At 60.3% G+C, this 17,976-nt stretch carries 12 protein-coding genes; 5 read left to right on the top strand and 7 right to left on the bottom strand.

From position 1 onward, the window contains the following. Nucleotides 1-50 precede the first annotated feature (50 nt). Nucleotides 51-524, top strand: coding sequence for a 50S ribosomal protein L9 (rplI, locus tag GRAN_RS05690; protein ID WP_128911991.1), 474 nt, complete (start codon nt 51-53; stop codon nt 522-524). An 88-nt stretch (nt 525-612) separates the two neighbouring features. On the opposite strand, the gene GRAN_RS05685 is transcribed toward rplI, so the two are convergent. Both GRAN_RS05685 and GRAN_RS05680 read right to left on the bottom strand, forming a co-directional pair. Next, nucleotides 613-1,602: a formylglycine-generating enzyme family protein gene (locus tag GRAN_RS05685; RefSeq protein WP_128911990.1), complete on the bottom strand. Its 990-nt coding sequence runs from the start codon at nt 1,600-1,602 to the stop codon at nt 613-615. A gap of 76 nt (nt 1,603-1,678) precedes the next feature. Continuing rightward, nucleotides 1,679-2,848: a GGDEF domain-containing protein gene (locus GRAN_RS05680; RefSeq protein WP_128911989.1), complete on the bottom strand. Its 1,170-nt coding sequence runs from the start codon at nt 2,846-2,848 to the stop codon at nt 1,679-1,681. Nucleotides 2,849-3,069: 221 nt separating this feature from the next. Here GRAN_RS05680 and GRAN_RS05675 point away from each other — a divergent pair, with 221 nt between their 5' ends. Beyond that, nucleotides 3,070-4,149, top strand: coding sequence for a hypothetical protein (locus GRAN_RS05675; protein ID WP_241654350.1), 1,080 nt, complete (start codon nt 3,070-3,072; stop codon nt 4,147-4,149). 66 nt (nt 4,150-4,215) lie between these two features. On the opposite strand, the gene GRAN_RS05670 is transcribed toward GRAN_RS05675, so the two are convergent. After that, the gene (locus GRAN_RS05670; protein WP_128911988.1) at nt 4,216-6,210 is read right to left on the bottom strand and encodes a beta-N-acetylhexosaminidase; all 1,995 of its coding nucleotides are present in this window, start codon (nt 6,208-6,210) and stop codon (nt 4,216-4,218) included. Between the two features lie 350 nt (nt 6,211-6,560). Between GRAN_RS05670 and GRAN_RS05665 the strand changes: the two genes are divergently transcribed. Next, nucleotides 6,561-7,718 (top strand): acyltransferase family protein, encoded by a 1,158-nt coding sequence (locus tag GRAN_RS05665; RefSeq protein ID WP_128911987.1) that lies wholly within the window; start codon nt 6,561-6,563, stop codon nt 7,716-7,718. Nucleotides 7,719-7,794: 76 nt separating this feature from the next. Here GRAN_RS05665 and GRAN_RS05660 read toward each other — a convergent pair whose 3' ends face one another. The 3 genes from GRAN_RS05660 to GRAN_RS05650 are packed head-to-tail and all read right to left on the bottom strand — an operon-like array spanning nt 7,795 to nt 13,460. Then, on the bottom strand, nt 7,795-8,934 hold the full coding sequence (locus GRAN_RS05660) for a phosphatidylinositol-specific phospholipase C1-like protein (RefSeq protein WP_128911986.1): 1,140 nt from the start codon (nt 8,932-8,934) through the stop codon (nt 7,795-7,797). Nucleotides 8,935-8,969: 35 nt separating this feature from the next. Next, nucleotides 8,970-9,941 carry a metallophosphoesterase family protein gene (locus tag GRAN_RS05655; RefSeq protein WP_241654349.1) on the bottom strand — a complete coding sequence of 324 codons (972 nt, stop codon included), beginning with the start codon at nt 9,939-9,941 and terminating at the stop codon, nt 8,970-8,972. 18 nt (nt 9,942-9,959) lie between these two features. Further along, nucleotides 9,960-13,460, bottom strand: coding sequence for a TonB-dependent receptor (locus tag GRAN_RS05650; protein ID WP_128911985.1), 3,501 nt, complete (start codon nt 13,458-13,460; stop codon nt 9,960-9,962). Between the two features lie 442 nt (nt 13,461-13,902). Between GRAN_RS05650 and GRAN_RS05645 the strand changes: the two genes are divergently transcribed. Beyond that, on the top strand, nt 13,903-15,984 hold the full coding sequence (locus tag GRAN_RS05645) for a phage tail sheath subtilisin-like domain-containing protein (protein ID WP_161570858.1): 2,082 nt from the start codon (nt 13,903-13,905) through the stop codon (nt 15,982-15,984). Next, complete coding sequence (locus GRAN_RS05640) at nt 15,954-16,388, top strand: phage tail protein (protein WP_241654348.1); 435 nt, start codon at nt 15,954-15,956, stop codon at nt 16,386-16,388. The genes GRAN_RS05645 and GRAN_RS05640 overlap by 31 nt, the downstream gene beginning before the upstream one ends. 190 nt (nt 16,389-16,578) lie before the next feature. On the opposite strand, the gene GRAN_RS05635 is transcribed toward GRAN_RS05640, so the two are convergent. Then, a complete protein-coding gene (locus GRAN_RS05635) occupies nt 16,579-17,958 on the bottom strand; it encodes a glucoamylase family protein (protein WP_128911982.1) in 1,380 nt (459 codons plus the stop codon). Nucleotides 17,959-17,976 lie beyond the last annotated feature (18 nt).

Below are 17,976 nucleotides of genomic sequence, written 5' to 3'. Positions count from 1 at the left end.
CGGCAGTGCCGCGACCGCTCCCACATTCCTAAGGGAATCGGAGAATTGTCATGGAAGTGATTCTGAAAGAGGACGTCAATAAGCTTGGGCACCGTGGCGATGTTGTCAAGGTTGCGGATGGCTATGGACGGAACTACCTGTTGCCCGGCAAGCTCGCGATCGTCGCGAACGCCGCCAACAAGGCCGTGATCGAGCAGATGAAGGGCTCGGCGATTCGTAAACTGGCGAAGGAAAAGGTTGTGGCCGAGGATCTCGCGACCAAGCTTTCCTCCGTCGAACTTTCGTTCGAGCGCAAGGTTGGCGATAACGATCATCTCTTCGGTTCGGTAACGTCGAGCGACATCGCGCACCAGCTCGAGGAGAAGGGCTTCACGATCGATCGTCGCAAGATCTCGCTCGAAGAGCCGCTTAAGACGATCGGTGAGTTCCATGTGCCAATCAAGCTGCACCGCGATGTGACCTCGCATGTCAAGGTCACCGTGTCGGGCGACCGCCCGGTCGAGACTCAAACGGCTTCCGCTTAAGTCTCTGTCGCTTCAAAAAGAACGAGAGGCGCTTGCTCGATCCCGTGTGGGTCAGGCAGGCGCCTCTTCTTTTTGCCTAGTGGAGCGCTCAGAGTTTGCGGGCGCAACGAAAGCCTACGTTCGAGGCGGAGCTGTCAGGCGTGTTCGAGGTGCGCGCGGCGACCCGATAGCGATTGCAATAGGAGGCGTGGCACAGGAACGAGCCACCCTTCATCACGCGGGCCTGGCCGTCTGCCGGACCGGTGGGGTGGTGCAGAGCCTCACCAGTGGGAGAGAGCTTCGCGCGAGCTGGGGTGAACCAATCGGAGCACCACTCCCAGACGTTTCCCGTGATCGAGTAGAGACCGTGGCCATTCGGAGGAAAGGCGTCGACGGGTGAGCTTCCGGCATATCCGTCCTCACCAAGATCCTCGCGCGGAAAGCTCCCCTGCCAGATATTGCACAGGTGCATGCCGTCCGGGGTTAGCTCATCCCCCCACGGGTAGAGTTTCTGCTCGAGGCCTCCACGCGCAGCATACTCCCATTGTGCTTCGGTAGGCAGCGATCGGCCAGCCCATGCCACGTAGGCGGCAGCGTCGTTCCAGGAGACATGGACGACGGGGTAGTTCGCCCGTGCGTCAACGTTTGACCCCGGGCCTTCGGGTTTGTCCCACGTGGCTCCGGGAACCATGCACCACCATGGGGCGGCGGCGACGGTATCCTGGACGAGTTCGTCGAAGCGCTGCGGGTCGATGTGCGCGTAGAAGACGAACGACCAGCCGAAGCGCTCCGCTTCGGTTTTGTACCCCGTGTCCCTGATGAAGGCAGCGAAGTCGCGATTTGTAACCGGGTAGGTATCGATTTCGTAGGCGTCCAGCTTGACGGGTCGGATGGGACCTTCTCCATCCGCGGAGAACGCATCCTTGTAGTCGGTTCCCATAAGAAACGTCGCAGCCGGAAGATAGACGGAAGTCCGGGCCGTGTCCGGCTTGCTTTCCGAGGGGTGCAGCCTAACTGGCTCGGATGCGGAGTCGCGGTGAGCGGCGGGAGAGCAGCAAGCGGATTTTACCGGGCCAGTCGCCGGAACTTCGATTGACATCGGGTGCTCCTGAGAGTCATGCGAGGCGGCGAATGCCGCTTCCTGCACTCTTTCAGGATAAGGTCCAGCACCCGGTCTAGGCGAACTGCTCAGCCGGAAGCGCCCGGTTCCCTCCGGCCCGTTTCGCGACATAGAGCGCCTCGTCGCAACTCATCGCGAGCTGCTCCCAGGTGCGGGTCGTTGGCTCGGTTTCTGCGATGCCAAAGCTCGCCGTAACGCCGGTATACCCAGACCCGTCCTCCCCACACGGAATCTTCAGGATGTCCACCGCGTGACGGAGACGCTCCGCAATCTCGGCAGCGGCTTCTAATGGGGTGTATGGCAGCAGGATGGCAAACTCGTCACCACCCAGGCGAGCGAGCAGGTCGGTCTTGCGCATTTCGCGTTGAAGGCAGGCTGCAACCTCGGTTAAGGTTGTGTCACCGCATGCATGGCCGAAGCGATCATTGATCTGCTTGAATCCATCGAGATCGATGAGAATGGCGCAGGCGGGGGCGGAGAGTTGCCGGCAGTTTGTCAGCATAGGCTCGGCCTCCCGCTCGATGGCGCGGCGATTTAGAAGGCCGGTGAGCGGATCGGTCGACGCCTGGACCTGAAGATCGTTGCGAAGGAGAGCAGCGGTCATCCAAACATAGCCAACCATCGCGCCGCATTGCAGGCAGGAGGTAATGATGACGATCCAACCCAGGAACGCGCCGGCTTTGAGGTAATCCGAGGGCGCGCCGTAGTGGTAGACACCAACGATGCGGACGAGGTTCGTCAGCGCCAGGAGCCCGAGCATCATCGCCACTGGAGCCCCCGCGGTTCTGAGGATGGCTGTCTGGCGACGAGAGATGACAAACGCGATGTGTGCTTGTTGCAGCCCGAGGACGACGCTGTAGGCGATCAGCCGTGTCCTGGTGTTGGGATGAATGGAGCCCCATTCGACCATCGTGACGATCGCGCCGAAAAGCAGAATGCCCTGAAGATAGAGCCGGAGACGGCTTCTTCCGAAGAGCTCGGAGAGAGAAAGAAAGAAGAAAAAGTAGCCGGCAACGACGAAGAGATTACCGATGACGATGGAGATGAAGTCAGGAATGTCTCCACGCAGTGCCACGGAGAGAGCACCGAGGAGTGCTGAGAAGCTATACAGCGAGAACCAGTGAATCCCTTTGGTCCCCTTATAGAGCCATGAATTGGCCACTGTAAGCAGCGTATAGACGGCCAGGAGCATGACGTGTTCGACGTGCAGGGTATGAATGCCCACGGCAGCTAGTTACTCCCTTGGATTCCGACAAACGAATGCATCTGCAAACTATCGGCACTGCGGACGCAGCGGTAGAGGCTCTACGAGGACGAAATATCCGCGCGGCTATTTGGGACTCAGTTTGCCGTATACCGCATCCTAAACGAGCTTCGGCAGGGTTGAACCATTTTCGGACCGAACGAATTGGGGATGTTCAAGTGGGCGCCATCTAGAATAAGCCTGTGATCCTCCCAAGAAAGAGACTTGTCGTCGTCGCGACCGCGGCTGGTGTTCTGCTCTGCGGCATCGGCATCGTTGCGTACAAGCGGCGGACGGCGCCAACTTCGGTCGTCTCAGCTTTAGGCAGTGCGGCCGCTCAGACGGCCTCAGGAGCTGACCCAACCGCTGAAGAGGATCGAGACGCCACGGTACTGTATGCGCACAACCTGAGGCTCCGGCAGGGCCCGGCTTTTCGCGTCTACGTCCGCTGGATTCGGGGACAGATGCTGCGGTCACGCAAGAGCGTCATCCCCTCATTCGACGATCCGGAAAGCTTCGTTCTGCGCATTGACAAGGGCGTCATCCACGCCAACATCGGCGATGTGAGCGCATTTCTAAACGCGAACGCGCCGAAGGACGCTCCGATGAAGAACATCTCCATCCAGCCGAACGGCGACCAGATCAAGCTTCACGGAACGGTCCATAAGATCTTGCCGCTATCCGTCGAGTTGGACGGGACGCTGGCTCCAACCTCGGACGGTCGCGTCCGTTTCCATGTGACGAAGATCGATGTTCTGAAGATTCCCCTGAAGGGTCTGCTCGGAGGCTTTCACCTGGAGCTTTCGGACCTTGTCCATGCGACAAATGTCCCAGGGGTGCAGGTGGTGGATAACGACATTCTGTTCGATACCGAAAAGCTCCTGCCGCCTCCGCATATTCGCGGTCCCATCACCTCGGTCGAGGTGAATGGCCCCGACCTCGAAGTGATCTACGGCGGAGCCAAGAACGACGAGACGAAGCTCTCGCAATGGCACAACTTCCTGATGCTTACCGGGGGAACGGTCGATTTTGGCAAGCTGACGATGCGCAATGTGGACCTGACCATGATCGACGCATCACAGGAGCCGTGGTTCGATCTTGATCTCGTGAATTACCAGGAGCAACTGGTGAACGGCTACACCCGCATGACCCCGCAGGCGGGACTCCAGATCTTCATGCCGGGCGTCGACGATAAGACTGTGAACGCAAGCCAAAAGACGATCTCGATGGAGTGGTTGAAGAACCGGAGTGCGCCTCTGCCTGCCGGCGTTCCCACCAACTAGCCTCTCGCATGCGGCCACCTCGCGCTCCATAGTCACGCATCGTTCCATGGAGCGCGAGGCTCTGATTTACTCAGAGACCGCGTTGATGAGATCCGTCAGGGGCGCGATGAAGGTGAAGCGGATGATGGCGACCGGCTTTTTCGCGTCGTCGATCTGCGCCATGCTCCTGGCTTTCCATCCCGCAGGAGCCTTGTTACCGGCCGCAAGATAGCCCAGGGCCTCCTTGGCCGTCTGCGAAAGCAGCACAAGCTGGTCGGCGCGCGGAGCAACATCGGCCATCCTTGGCGAGGCCTGCATATCGATCTTCGCTTCAGGCGCCGCGGCCGCCGCCCGTGTAAAGATGGCGTCGAGGTGGGTCCGGTCCTCGGTGTCGGAGGTGGGGTTGGCGAGGAAGCGCTTCGTCAGGAACTCCACCGTATACCGCAACGGGGGATCAGGCCGGACAGAGTCGACGAAGCGATCGAGCGCGGTGAGCTGGTTGGTGCGCTGCGCCTTGTAGCGCTCTCCAAACGACACCGGCTCGACGACCGAGGCGAAGGTCCGCAGTACGTCGATGTGCTGGCTTCCGGTGAGGTCGCGAAGACCGGCATCTCCGGACTGGAGATGGGTCAGCCCAAGCGTCTCTAGCTCAACCGACACGATCGCGAGCCGGCGGTACATATCGTCGACGTCCCGCACATTCTCCGGCGACCAGAACCGTTCGGCGATGGCCGCGGTGCGGGGCCAGATGCGCGAGTCGATAGTGCGCGCGTTAAGCTGCTCGCCCCACATGCAGACCTCGCCGCCGAGGATGAGCTTCCGTTGATCGGGCGTGAGATCCGAGCTCGAGGGCAGGGGGTCGGCGAGATAGTGAACCCCGGCAGGCTTCATGCCGTCGAGATAGTACGGCGCCGAAAGAACGCCCTTATAGCCCAGCTTCGCGCCTTTCGAGAGCGACTCAATCCCGCGCCACGACTGCACAACGACGTCCTTCGGAAGCCCGGGCGTCAGGATCTCGTCCCAGCCGACCATGTGCTTGTGCAGACGTTCGATGGTCTTGAGAACGCGCGAGTTGAAGTAGGCCTGGAGCGCGTCGTTGTCCTTCAGGTCATGCGCTTTCATAAAGGCGATGATGCGCGGGTTCTTCTTCCAGTCGGGCGCCGGCGATTCGTCGCCACCGATGTGGATGTAGGCGTCGGGGAAGATCGTCGCCATTTCGCCGAGGAACTTGTCGATGAAGGTGTAGGTCTCGTCGCGCGTGGGGTCGATCGCGAACTCGGAGACGCCGAACTCGCGGCGGATACTGGCAGGATTTGAGCCGCTCGCGAGCTCCGGATAGGCCATCAGCCACGCCACGCTGTGGCCGGGCATCTCGAACTCGGGCACGACGCGAATGCCGCGCGCTCGGGCATAGGCAACGACGTCCCGGGCCTCCTCCTGCGTGTAGAAATTGCCGTCCGATCCGAGAGCCGTCAGCTTCGGATAGAGCTTGCTCTCCATGCGGAAGCCCTGGTCTTCGGTGAGGTGCCAGTGGAAGACATTGAGCTTCACGGCGGCCATGCCGTCGAGCGTGCGCTTGATCACGGCAACGGGTTCGAAGTGGCGTCCGCAGTCGATCATGAGGCCGCGCCACCGGAAGCGTGGGGTGTCCTCGATGGTGACCTGCGGGAGGGTGTAGCCATCGGGCGTGGTCTGGATGAGCTGGATCAGCGTCTCGAGCCCGTGCATCGCGCCGAGGTCGGTGGGAGCGTCGATCTCGGCTGACGAAGAGGTGATCTTCAGCGAGTAGGACTCATCCTCTCCAAGCGTTTGGACAACTCCGCCGGGTGCCGTGACCTTCACGATGAGTTTCGTCTGCGGAGTGACACCCGTACCGGCATGCGGGAGGCCGGTCGCGTTCTCAACACGCCGCGTGGCGCGTGCGATAGCGTCATCGAGGCGCGGGTCGTGCGAGCCGGGTGTCTCGACGGCAAAGGTCGACGCGAGTGCCAGTGAGCCGGAGCCTGCAGCGAGAGACGCCGGTTGCGGCATCAGGGTGTTATGAAACTGCTGGGCTCCGCCCATCGCACTCAGAATCGCCATCGCGCTCACGACCAATGCACTTCGAACTGCCTTCGCCAATGTCTTGCCGCCTTTCGTCACGTCGCGCCATCTTCGTCGGAGAGCGACGCGCCTCTTGCGTGAATTGTCGCATTCTTCCTTTGAATCGTGCAGAGCATACGCAGATGGCCGCCCAAGCGCCACCGGTATTGTTCGAAACGAGTGGCAGAACGTTCGTTCCCGCCCGTCGTCTAGGGCATCCGGCCGAGAAGAGGATAAGTATTCCGTGTTAGTCTTTTCGCCACACCGCCGCATATCGGAAGCCATGCGATGGGCCAGGCTTCTCCACTCTGCAACGACTGTCGAAAGCGACGCACAGGACCAACGCGCCTATGGATTTTTCCGCAACCGCACCGCAGTACAAGGCAGGACGCATCCTCTCGCTCGACGTGATGCGCGGCATCGTGATCGCCTTCATGATCCTCGTGAACGACGCCGGCTCAGAAAAATACGCCTACTCCCAGTTGAAGCACGCCGCGTGGAGTGGATGGACGCTCACCGACCTGGTCTTCCCGTCATTCCTTTTCATGGTGGGTGTCACGGTCGTCTTCTCGAACGAGGCACGCCTCGCCAAGGGTGCCGCGCGCAAGGATCTTCTTCTGCACGCTCTGCAGCGCGCGGTGATCCTCTTCTGCTTCGGGCTGATCGTCAACGGCTTCCCGTTCTTCCACCTGTCGACGTGGCGCATCTATGGTGTGCTGCAGAGGATCGCGGTCTGCTACTTCGCGGTGTCGGTGATCTATCTCTACAGCTATAGTCGCAAGCTGATGGCATTTATCGCGACCACGGTGATTGCCCTCGTCGCGTATTACATCCTCATGCGGTGGGTGCCGGTCCCCGGCTTTGGCCTGCCTGTGCGGGATATCCCCCTGCTCGATCCCGATCGCAACTGGGTCGCCGTCGTCGACCGGTCGCTCCTGCCGGGACGCTTGTACGAGCACGTCCGCGACCCCGAAGGCCTGATCAGCGATCTACCCGCGCTCGGAACAGCATGCCTCGGCGTGCTGACAGCGTTGTGGCTCAAGACGAAGCGCTCCGCGAGCCAGCACCTGATGGGACTCATCGGCGGCGCTGTGGCCGGCCTCGTCCTTGGGCAGATCTGGAACGTCTTCTTTCCTATCAACAAGAAGCTCTGGACAAGCTCGTATGTCCTCTTCGCCGCGGGCTGCACGCTGACGCTTCTCTCGATCTGCTATGGCCTCATCGACGTGAAGATGTGGCGCGGCAAGTGGATGCTCCCGATGATCATCTTCGGCTCGAACGCCATCACGGCGTACATGGTTTCGGAGCTTGGCGCGGCGCTGATAGACACGATCCGTGTCTCATGCGGAGGCAGGACGATGAGCCTGCAACAATGCACCTACACGGGCTTCTTCGAACACATCGTCGACCCATCCTTCGGGTCTCTGCTCTTCTCACTCGCCTACGTCGCTCTCTGCTTTATTCCCAACCTTATCCTCTACAGGAAGAAGATGTTCCTGCGGGTTTGACATCTCAACGAACAATCAAAAGCCCCACCCATCGTTTGCCGATGAGTGGGGCTTTTCCTCGTTTGAGAGGCGAGGGTTAGTTCGCGCCTTCGAGCAGATCATCCTGGCAGCCTGCGGGCTTGTTTAACGGATTGCACCGCGCCGTGCGACCGCCCGGAAACTCCACATGGTAGTGCCCGTCCCAACGGGCAGCCTCACTCGCCGGGTAGTCGGTCGAGAGGAACTGTGCTCCGGTCGAGAGTGCCCGTTCGCGCATCACCGTGTTGTTCGTGCGCGCCGCCTCGGTTGGCTCGTCGGTCCGTGTGCGAACGATGTATCCCTGCTTCACGAGCGTATCAATCTCGGCCTTGGTCCCGGTGTTCATCTCGACGAAGGCCGCATCCGGAGTACCGGCAATGGCGTTCGTGAAGAGAATGCGGCCCTTAAGTGCGGGATGACCTTCCGTGTAGACCGGCGTCATCGAAGACTGGTCCATCAGGAAGACGACCTTGCCGCGCGCCTCGGCGAGCGTCGGCCAACCCTTGGCCGCGATGGCCTCGGGCAGCGTGGCGTGCGTCCCGCGCACCTGGTCGGGCGTGATGATCTCGTCCTTCGGAAAGACCGAGAGGATTTCGGCATCAAGCGCGTCGAAGACTGCAGGGGTGAAGGGCTCGGTGGATACCGACCAGGGCTGTGGCTTGGCCGCTGGCTTGTCGTATTTGGTCTCGATGAGCAGGAAGATGGGTAGGTGGCTTGGGTGAGCCTTGGACCACGTGTGGACGACGGTGAGGCAGACAACCAACGTCTTGCACGAGCTGCGCTGGTCGATGCCGACGACGTGCATCACCTTGAAGCCGGGCTTGTCGAAGTCATGGTTGGGGTCGAGATCGGGATCGGCAGGGAGCTTGGCGTCAGCCACCATCTGCGTGATGGCCGGATGCGCGAAGCGTCCGCCCTTGGCATCGGCGTAGACGTCTATTTCCATCTGGTGAATGCCGTTCGAAAGCTGCTGATCGAGCGGAGCGTGTGAGTAGTCGAGCGCCTCGAAGGCCTTCGGGTTCTTCATCTTCATGTAAGCCGCTTCGCTCGGCGCGAACCCGGCGTGATAGCTGTTGTGCGTGCCGATCACCTGGATCTGGTTGATGCGCACCGTGGCATCCTGCTTCGCCTGCGGAGACTGCGCTAGTGCGGCAAGAGGAAGAAGAGTGGTAAGGGCGGCTTTGCGGAAGAGGTTCATGAAACTCCTGTCAGAACGGCAGAGAAAGAATACTGCTAACCGCGCGTGTAAGGCTTGGCGTAATGTGTCGACCACTCCGGCCGATCGTTGTCGATCCAGCGAATCGACCCTGCTTTGGAGTCGGCGTCGAAGAGCATGAAGGCGTTCTTGTCATACCGCGTCGAGGCCATTACTGTGTGCTGCGGGCCGTAGGTGTGCGAGAAATCGATCCACTTGTGATAGTGGCCGGCGATCACGATGCGGATGTTGTCCTGGTACTTGCGCAGCAAAGGATGCAGTCCGAAGTCCGCGAACTCCGTCGGCTGCTGGAACCACAGAGGATAGTGGATGAAGACCACGGTCGGCTTGCGCTGGGCGAGTTGCGCTTCGGCCCACTGGAGCTGCGTCTCACCAAGCGAGCCTATCGTGCGGCCCTTCAGCGGCTGGTCCGCGTCCCACGTCTTCCCGAGAAAGTTGTTGAGGTGCAGAAAGCGAAAGCCCTTGTAGTCGACCGCGTAATAGGGCTCAGTGCGGAGCTTGTCCTTGAAGAGCTGATGCGACATCTCGCGCGAGATGCCAGGCTTCTGGTGCTCGTCGTAATCGTGGTTGCCGAATCCGATGTGTACCGGCATCTTGAAGCCGTCAAGCAGGTCGCGCGAGATGTCGATACGCGTACGGTGCTTGTAATAGAAGTCGAGGTCGGCCGAAGGGTAGTTATGAAAGCAGTCGCCGACAAGGAAGACCTGCTCGACCTGCTTGCCATCGATCGGATGCGCGGCGTTGATGCTATCGCGCGCGGCGGTCAGACGATCGGTCGTCTTCAGGATACTGTCGTTATCTTCGAAGCCGTTCTCCGAGCCGGGGACATAGAACTCGTCGATGATGTGCGTGTCGGCGATGACGGCGAAGCGGAACGTGTTGGGCGCGGCTGCGGGGTGCAGGTCAAAGGCGCGGAGCGAAGGGTTGAGGGCGCTGCCGACTGCGGTGGCAGCGCCCATGTTGAGGAGAGAACGACGTGTGAGCTTCATGTGCGGAAAGGCTCCGAGTTAGAAGATCAGCTTGGCAGCGACCTGAAGCTGACGGGCAGGGTTGAAGCCCGTGATCGAACCGAAGGTGCTGTTGCTGCGGTTCGTGTCCGGACCAGTGTAGTTGACGTGGTTGAGAACGTTGAAGGCCTCGCCGCGGATATCGAGCTTGGTGTCTTCGCGCCAGAGATCAAACGCCTTGTGAAGACCAAAGTCGGTCTGGTTATAGATAGGCCCGCGAACCGAGTTGCGCTGCGAGTTGCCGAAGGGGTTGTTGGTATAGGGAACAGCCACACTTGCTGAGTTGAAGAAGCCGTTGAGAGCCGTCGCGGTCTTCACGTAGGCAGACTTCGAGGCGAGCGGGTTGCCGGTCACGTTTGGGCGGAAGGTAAGCAGATCGCTGACCGTGAAGCCCGAGTTGATCGAGTAGTTCAGGTTGAGCGGCACGCCGCTGGTCGACTGGTTGATGATGGTAAGCTGCCATCCGCCCAGAGCCTGACGTACAAGGTAGGGCGATGAATTGCCAAACCGGCGTCCCTTGCCGAACGGCAGATCGTAGAGGATCGACGTGGTGTTGTTGAGCGGCTGATCGTAGCCCGAAGGACCGTAGTCTCCGCGAAGGTTCGCGAGGTTGACGCGCGAGTTATCCCCGAACGCCGTTTCAAGGTGGCCGGAGGCGATATCGAAACCGCGCGAGTACGTGAAAGAGTTGATGAGATAGAGTCCATTGCCGTAACGCTTCTCGGCCTTGAACTGGAGAGCGTTGTAGTTGGAGTAGCCGATACCCGTGGCCACTTCAATGCCGGCAAAGTTAGTGATGGGACGACGGCTCTGCTCCGACGGACAGCCACTCGAGATATAAGTCGCCGTGCCGTTGCTATTTGGGGTGATCGAGCAGGTCGCGCTCGTCACACTCTGCACCGCGGCTTGGTTCTGATCGCCGAGGACCATGAGGTGTGTGCCCTTGGAACCAACGTAAGCAAGGTCGAGGACGATGTTGCGTGGAAGCTGGCGCTGTGCCGACAGATGGAAGCTCTGCACATAGCCTGTCGGGTTATTCCGCGGGATGTAGCGCGACTGAACCTTCAGCGGATTGAAAGCGGAAGGCGAGACGAGCGTGGTCGAGTAGCCCTGCTGCGTCTGACGGAAGCAGGTCGTCTGATCCTGCGTATCGCTGGTGCAGATACCCTGGCTCGGAAGCTGATTGATGCTCGCGCCCACGATGTACGGACCGTTGTAGGCAAGGAGATTTTCGCCACCCTCGCGGTTGAACTGCGTGTAGTTGATGCCATAGCCGCCGCGAATCGTCGAGACGCTATCCGGGCTGTAGGAGAAACCGAAGCGCGGTCCAAGGTTGTTCTTCTGCATGTTTACCAGCGCGCGGTTATAGATCGATCCATCCTTCGCCTGGATCAGCGAGTTCGTGGTCGGATCGAAGTTCGCCTGGTGGTTGCCGTCGGTGTACTGCGGCGTCACAAGTTCGTAGCGAAGACCGGCGTTGATGGTGAGGTTCGGGAAGAGTTTGAAGTCATCCTGCACATACATGAAGTTCATCTTCTGGCGCAGGTTGATGACCACGAAGTTATTCAGCTGGTATGCGCTGCGATTGCCGAACATGAAGTCGGCAAGGTTACGTGCTTGCGAGATCTGTGTGGACGCCGTGTTGCCCGCGGCCGTATCGGTAGGGGTGCATGGTGTGGTTGCCGTCGAAACCTGTCCGGCCGTGCAGTTCGCCGCGGTCACGGCTGCAAAGCCGCCGCCGTACGTGTCCGAACCATAGACCGGGTTGAAGTCGTCGATGGCCGTCGAGATGGACTGGAATTCGTAACCGATCTTGATGCTATGGTTGCCGCGGATCAGCGTGTAGTTCACCTTGGGGTCGATGACGAAAGGGTTCTGAAACTGCGGGTTCGAGGTCTGCCCACCGAACGCCGTGAAGCCGCTGACAGCCTGGCCGTTGAGGCTGCGCGAAATCGCCGGATCGGTAGGAATGCCGTTGGTGATGCCATTGGCGGTGAGCAGGCTCGGCTGACCAAGACCATACGGCGTCTTCCCGCCTTCGTTCCACGTGTACGCGACGCGTGCATCGAGCAGCGAATTCGAGTTGATGGTGTAAGTCGCACCCGCTGCGACCTGCTGGTTGAAGATATGAACCGTGCCGTTCGCCTGGCTTCCACCTGCCGCGCCGGGGATCGAGTTTGGATCGATGATCGTGGCCTGGTGCTCGCTATAGCGGAAGAAGAGCGAGAGCTTCTCGTTCCACTTATGATCGAGGCGTATGTCGCCCTTATCATCCTGCACGGTACCGCGCGGCGTGCTGATGTAGTTGTTGCCGAAGCCGTTCGCGCCTGCCACCGCGACGGTGTTTGCCGGAAGCGCATTCAGCACGGCAGAAGAGAAGGCGGTGATCTGGTTCGCGGTGATCGTGCCGTTGTAGAACTGTGATCCGTTGATGGGGTTTTGCAGTGGGATAGGCGCGGTCGAGCCGTCGACGCGATGCAGAAGGAACACGCCGCTGCGCTGTTCGGCCGTAGGCAGCGTCACCTGCGTCAGCGTCTTGCTGATCTGCCGAAGGCCTTCGTAGTCGGCGAAGAAGAAGGTGCGGTCCTTGAAGATTGGTCCGCCGAAGGTGCCGCCGAACTGGTTGCGAATGAGGCTTGGCTTCACGCCGAGCACCGGAGCGAAGGGTCCGATCGCGTTGAAGGCGGTGTTGCGGTTGAAGTCCCATGCACGTCCGTGGAACGAGTTGGTGCCGCGCCGAATGCTCGCGTTGATGACAGCGCCAGAAGCGCGTCCATACTCGGCCGAGTAGTTATCGGTCTCGATGCGGAACTCCCCGACCGCATCGGGCGAAGGAGGAATGTTCTCGTTGGCGAAGCCCTGGTTGGACGTGCCGTAGTTGTTGTTATCGAGTCCGTCGAGAAGGAAGTTGTTGAAGGCCGAGCGTTGTCCGTTCACGTTGAACGATGCTTCGCGGCTGCTTGTCGTCTGGTTCTCGAGCGTTGACTTGCGCACACCCGGAACGAGCAGGGCGAGGTCCGCATAAGAACGGCCATTCAGCGGAAGATCCTGGATCTGCTGCGGCAGGATCACCTGGCCACGCGAGCTTGTCTCCGTCTCGAGCAAGGTCGGCGCGCTGGTCACTGTAACAGCCTCGGTTACAGAACCATTCTTGAGGTCGAGATCGACGCGTTGACGCGCATTGACGGTGAGGCGAAAGGGCTCTGTCTCCGAGCGCGAGAAACCTGCGGACTCCGCCGAAACGCGATACGCGCCGATCGGCACACTGGCGAACTCATAGCGGCCCGAGGCATCGGACTTTACCGTCTGGATGATGCCCGTGTCCTGGTTGGTGAGCGTCACGCTGCTCTGGGCGATTGCGGCGCCGCTGCTATCGCGGACGTAGCCCAGGACAGAGGCAGCGTCGAACTGGGCAAAAGCCGAGAGCGACGTCGCAAGAAGAATCAATACGAGGGAGAGCAGGGAGAAGAGGCTGCTCTTCCGTATAACCGGGTGAGGCATAGGTGCTCCTGATTGTGTGGTCTAAGGAAAGTCTCAGGGTTAGCGATGACTCGCTCGTTGCATGAGTGTTACAGGACCGTGAAACGGCTGCTCCCGGAAAAATCGGCTAGGACATCCGCCTGAGGCAAAAGGAGTTGTAACGATTGGCCGGCTCGCGACACGATTCTGACGACACACCTCCGCGAGGAAGTTGTGCCGCTTGCGGAAGTCGTCTGTGACCCCCAAGATTTACCTCGCCGGAGGTGTTTCTTCGGCGCTAGACTTTCATGCGCTTAGAGTGCGAGCCCGTCCGGTGCTCTCAACCCTTCGCTCTTCGCACTGCCGAATGGTCGCATCTACCGAGACACTCTTCGGCGCAGCACGCCGGCACTTCGCTCAGGCCGCTGCCCGGCAAGAGACATCCGTTTCCGCCGCTTCATCGTCATCCGTTGGAGGATGCACTATGGCCACGTTTACCTATCCCGGCGTATACATCCAGGAGATTCCGAGTGCGGCTCACACCATCACCGGCGTTGCGACCTCGATCGCGGCGTTCGCCGGTTGGGCTGCGCGTGGACCAACCGGCGCTGCGAACCTCGTCCTCAGTTGGCCGGACTTCGAGCGGAGCTTCGGCGGTCTCGATCCGAACAGCAACCTCGGTTATGCCGTCCAGCAGTTTTTTCTGAACGGGGGGCAGCAGGCCTATATCATCCGGCTTACCACAACAGGCCTTACGGGCGTCGCAGGCGGAACTCCCGTCGCCGCGACGGCGACCATCACCATGACCGGCGGAAGCCTGGCCTTCACCGCCCATGCGAAGGGCGCGTGGGCCAACTCCTACGGGCTTCTGGTCGCGAAGAGCTCGGACAAGGTAGCCGCGCACTTCAGGCTCTCGCTCGTCTATGCCCCACTTGGGGCTATAGCCGCCACGGTGGAATCGTGGGACAACCTCGACGACACCGGGCTCGGAACAATCATCTCGAACTACGGCATATTTTCGGTGACCAGCGCGCCGACAGGAGTCCCCGCGCTTGGGCTCACCTCGCTGACTTCTGGCGCGGATGGAACGAACGCGGCGCAGGCTGCGGCTACGATCTCCGGCCTGACCTTCGATTCCACAACAACCACCGGTCCGAGTGTCGTCACGATTGAAACGGGTGGCGCCGGAGGCTTGACGCTGACCGCAGCGAACGCGGGAGCCTGGGGCAACGGACTCTCGGCGCAGATACAGCCAGGGGCCGATGACTACACGCGCTTTACGCTGTCCGTGCTGCTTGTCGATCCCGTGTCGTTCGCGCGGAGTGTCGTCGAGAGCTTCAGCAATCTCTCGCTGGACCCGAGGGACGCCTCCGGCCGGTATGTCGTTCAGGTGCTCAATGAGCAATCGAACTACATGACTGCCTCAATGGACGCCGCCACACCTCTCGTCATCACCAACACGCCCAGTGTCCCTGCGGGTCCGCTCGCCGCAGGGTCTGCAAGCATATGTCTGATCGAGGGAGTCGACGGATCCGTGCTCACGCCAACCATGACCGCCGGAAGCCCGGGCAACTTCGAAACCGCCCTCCTGGCGAACGGTGCTGGCGTGAATCTCCTCGACAGCGTGCCCCTCTTCAACATCCTCGTCGTCCCAGGCGAGATCGATCCCGCAACCATCTCGACGCTTCAGGCCTACGCCGTCGGCAAGCGCGCGTTCCTCATCGTCGACTGCGAACAGGATGCCTCCTTCAGGTCCCTCCAGACCGGCCCCGACCCCGGCATGACCGGGCAGAACGGCATCAACGCCGCCTTCTATTTCCCGTGGGTCAATGCCTATGACCCTGTCCAGGACGTGACGCGGCCCTTTCCCCCCAGCGGTATGGTCGCGGGCCTCTATGCCGCCACCGATGCCTCACGTGGCGTCTGGAAAGCCCCAGCCGGCATCAGCGCCGGCCTCACCGGAGAGGCAGGCTTGACCAATACCCTGACGGACATTCAGAACGGCGTTCTCAACGTGCAGGCCATCAACTGCATCCGGCACTTCCCGGCCTACGGCGATGTGGTCTGGGGCTCGCGCACCATGCGCGGCAACGACGAGGCCGGGTCGGACTGGAAGTACGTGCCTGTTCGGCGCTTCGCGCTCTTCCTCGAGAGCAGCCTCCATCGCGGATCGCAATGGGTCGTCTTTGAGCCCAACGACGAGACGTTATGGGGACAGGTCCGGCTCAACGTCGGCGCGTTCATGCAGGGACTCTTCCTGCAGGGTGCGTTCGCCGGATCGACGCCGCGACAGGCCTACTTCGTGAAGTGCGACGCGGAGAACAATCCCCCGGCGAGCATCGCGCAGGGCATCGTGAATATCCTGGTGGGCTTCGCTCCGTTGTACCCTGCCGAGTTCGTCGTGATCCAGATCGAGCAGATTGCCGCTCAAAGCCAACCTAAAGACGGAATTCCATGGCACAGCTTTCGGGAAACGCGCAGCGCCTTGATCCCTACAAGAACTTCAAATTCCGCATCAAGTGGGACGGAGTCTATGTGGCCGGCATCAGCAAGGTCTCTTCACTGAAGCACAGCACCGAGGTCGCCGAGCATCGTTCCGGCGGCGATCCTTCGACGGCACACAATTCTCCCGGCCGTGCAAAATACGAGGCCATTACACTCGAGCGCGGCCTCACGCAGAACCTCGCCTTTCACGACTGGGCTGGTCTCGCGGGGAACTTAGAAGCCGGTTCCGGCCCCGAGGTCTCGCCCCCGAACTTCCGCAAGGATCTCTACCTCGAGATGTACAACGAAGCTGGTCAACTCTTGATCGCGTACAAGATCTATCGCTGCTGGGTCTCGGAGTACCAGGCCCTGCCCGATCTTGATTCCAACGCAATCGCCATCCAGCACATCAGGCTCGAGAATGAAGGCTGGGAACAGGACCCCAGTGTGGACGAAGCGAAGGCGACCTCGGCTGCGACGGCATAGACCACACGTGGGAGAGGCGGAAACTTGACAGACGTCAACCTCCGAAAGGCCCCACCTCATCACGCGCCGCGAAAAATATGCAGCGAAAACGCATCCACCCAATAAAGACGCGGCTCCCACCACGTTTAGAACGCGTCCGCTAACCGCATTTACCGTACAACGCCCCACATCCTACCGTCACTTTTCGGCACTAAGTGTGGAATCCGGCGAGTTTCATCGCCGCCTGAGGTTCCGGGTTCGACATGAAGGTCTTCCAGACGAACTCCGTCCGCAGATTCTCCGCCATCAGCAGGCTGATCCCCTGGTCAATCCCAATGATATCAGTGTCATACCAGTCCGAAGTCGGATGAAACGCGTCTACAAACCCATACCGTCCCCACGCATTCTGCTCATACCTCTCCCGCATGGCCATCAAGGTCCGCAAACACTCCTGCGGCAGAAACGGCAAAGACCCCGCTGCCGCCGAGGGCACCACCGATCCATCGATCCGCCCGAGCATCGGGGGCCCACCCCACGCCGTGTACCCCGCAATCGAGTCGGAAGCCGTAACTCCCCAATAATCATCACTATACTGGTTCGCCTGGGCCAGGCAGAACGCCTTGTGCGCCCGTGTCGCGGCCACCGAATTCTGAAAATAGTTCACATACCTGTCCCGCTGATTCCGGAAATCAAACCACGCATGAGAATACTGATGCGTGAAAAGTGGTGCCAAATCAGATAGATACCGGAACCCGGCGTAATTGATATAGGGCCGCGCAAAGTTCTGCCAGTAAGTAGGTTCGATTGGATGGGTAGTCGAGCCTATTGCCAGCAGATACAGCATCATCAGCTCGCAATATGTGCTCCACCGAGCCTTGAGAAAGCCCGATTCGGGCTTGTAACCCATTGAAAACGTTGATCCGCCGTTCAGCATCCAGGGCCAGTCCACGCGCTCATACAGCTTGGTCGCAAGCTCCCGAATCTGCCGCTCCGGCCCAGTATCTCCAGCAAAGTAGGCCTTGCATGTAAGCGCCCCACAAAGAAAGATCGCCGTATCGATCGACGACATCTCGCAATCCCATATGCGCTTTCCCGTCACAATATCCGCGAAATGAAAGAGAAATCCCCGCTCATGCACCATCTGCTCAAGGTGAAACTGCAGCGTATTGAGCACGCGCGTTCGAATGTCGGTAGTCGGATAGTAGTGGTGAACGTCGGCAATACATAACGCCGTCAGACCAAATCCCGTGGCCGCTGTAGAAGCAGCACGCCTGATCTCGTTTCCTGCCGCCGGTCCACGGTCCCGGACCTGCCCGTTTTTCGGGTGGGCCTGCTCAAAGAAGAAGCGACAGGCGCTATGCTCCAGGTCGTCGAGGAAGGCGTCCTGCGCGAGGGTGAGGTTTGGAATGCTGGTTTCAGCCGAAACGGGCTGCGCGGGCGGGCGGGGTGGACGAGCGGCTTGGGGGCCTCCAGTAGAAGCAAAAGCGAGCGGAGGCGTAAGGCCTGCGGCGGTGACGAGGCGCAGGGCTTCCCTGCGGTTTAGCAGGCTCGGGTTCAGCTGGCTCGAACTGGAGCGCCGTTTCTCGTCCATTACTTAATAGTTTGAACC

The organism is Granulicella sibirica (assembly GCF_004115155.1).
GTDB classification, from domain to species: domain Bacteria; phylum Acidobacteriota; class Terriglobia; order Terriglobales; family Acidobacteriaceae; genus Edaphobacter; species Edaphobacter sibiricus.
This window is presented reverse-complemented; position numbering and strand designations above follow the sequence as displayed.

Excerpts from the sequence above, each read along its gene's own strand:
- rplI (WP_128911991.1), top strand. The coding sequence starts at position 51 with ATGGAAGTGATTCTGAAAGAGGACGTCAATAAGCTTGGGCACCGTGGC.
- GRAN_RS05685 (WP_128911990.1), bottom strand. The coding sequence starts at position 1,602 with ATGTCAATCGAAGTTCCGGCGACTGGCCCGGTAAAATCCGCTTGCTGC.
- GRAN_RS05670 (WP_128911988.1), bottom strand. The coding sequence starts at position 6,210 with ATGGCGATTCTGAGTGCGATGGGCGGAGCCCAGCAGTTTCATAACACC.
- GRAN_RS05665 (WP_128911987.1), top strand. The coding sequence starts at position 6,561 with ATGGATTTTTCCGCAACCGCACCGCAGTACAAGGCAGGACGCATCCTC.
- GRAN_RS05660 (WP_128911986.1), bottom strand. The coding sequence starts at position 8,934 with ATGAACCTCTTCCGCAAAGCCGCCCTTACCACTCTTCTTCCTCTTGCC.
- GRAN_RS05655 (WP_241654349.1), bottom strand. The coding sequence starts at position 9,941 with ATGAAGCTCACACGTCGTTCTCTCCTCAACATGGGCGCTGCCACCGCA.
- GRAN_RS05650 (WP_128911985.1), bottom strand. The coding sequence starts at position 13,460 with ATGCCTCACCCGGTTATACGGAAGAGCAGCCTCTTCTCCCTGCTCTCC.
- GRAN_RS05645 (WP_161570858.1), top strand. The coding sequence starts at position 13,903 with ATGGCCACGTTTACCTATCCCGGCGTATACATCCAGGAGATTCCGAGT.
- GRAN_RS05635 (WP_128911982.1), bottom strand. The coding sequence starts at position 17,958 with ATGGACGAGAAACGGCGCTCCAGTTCGAGCCAGCTGAACCCGAGCCTG.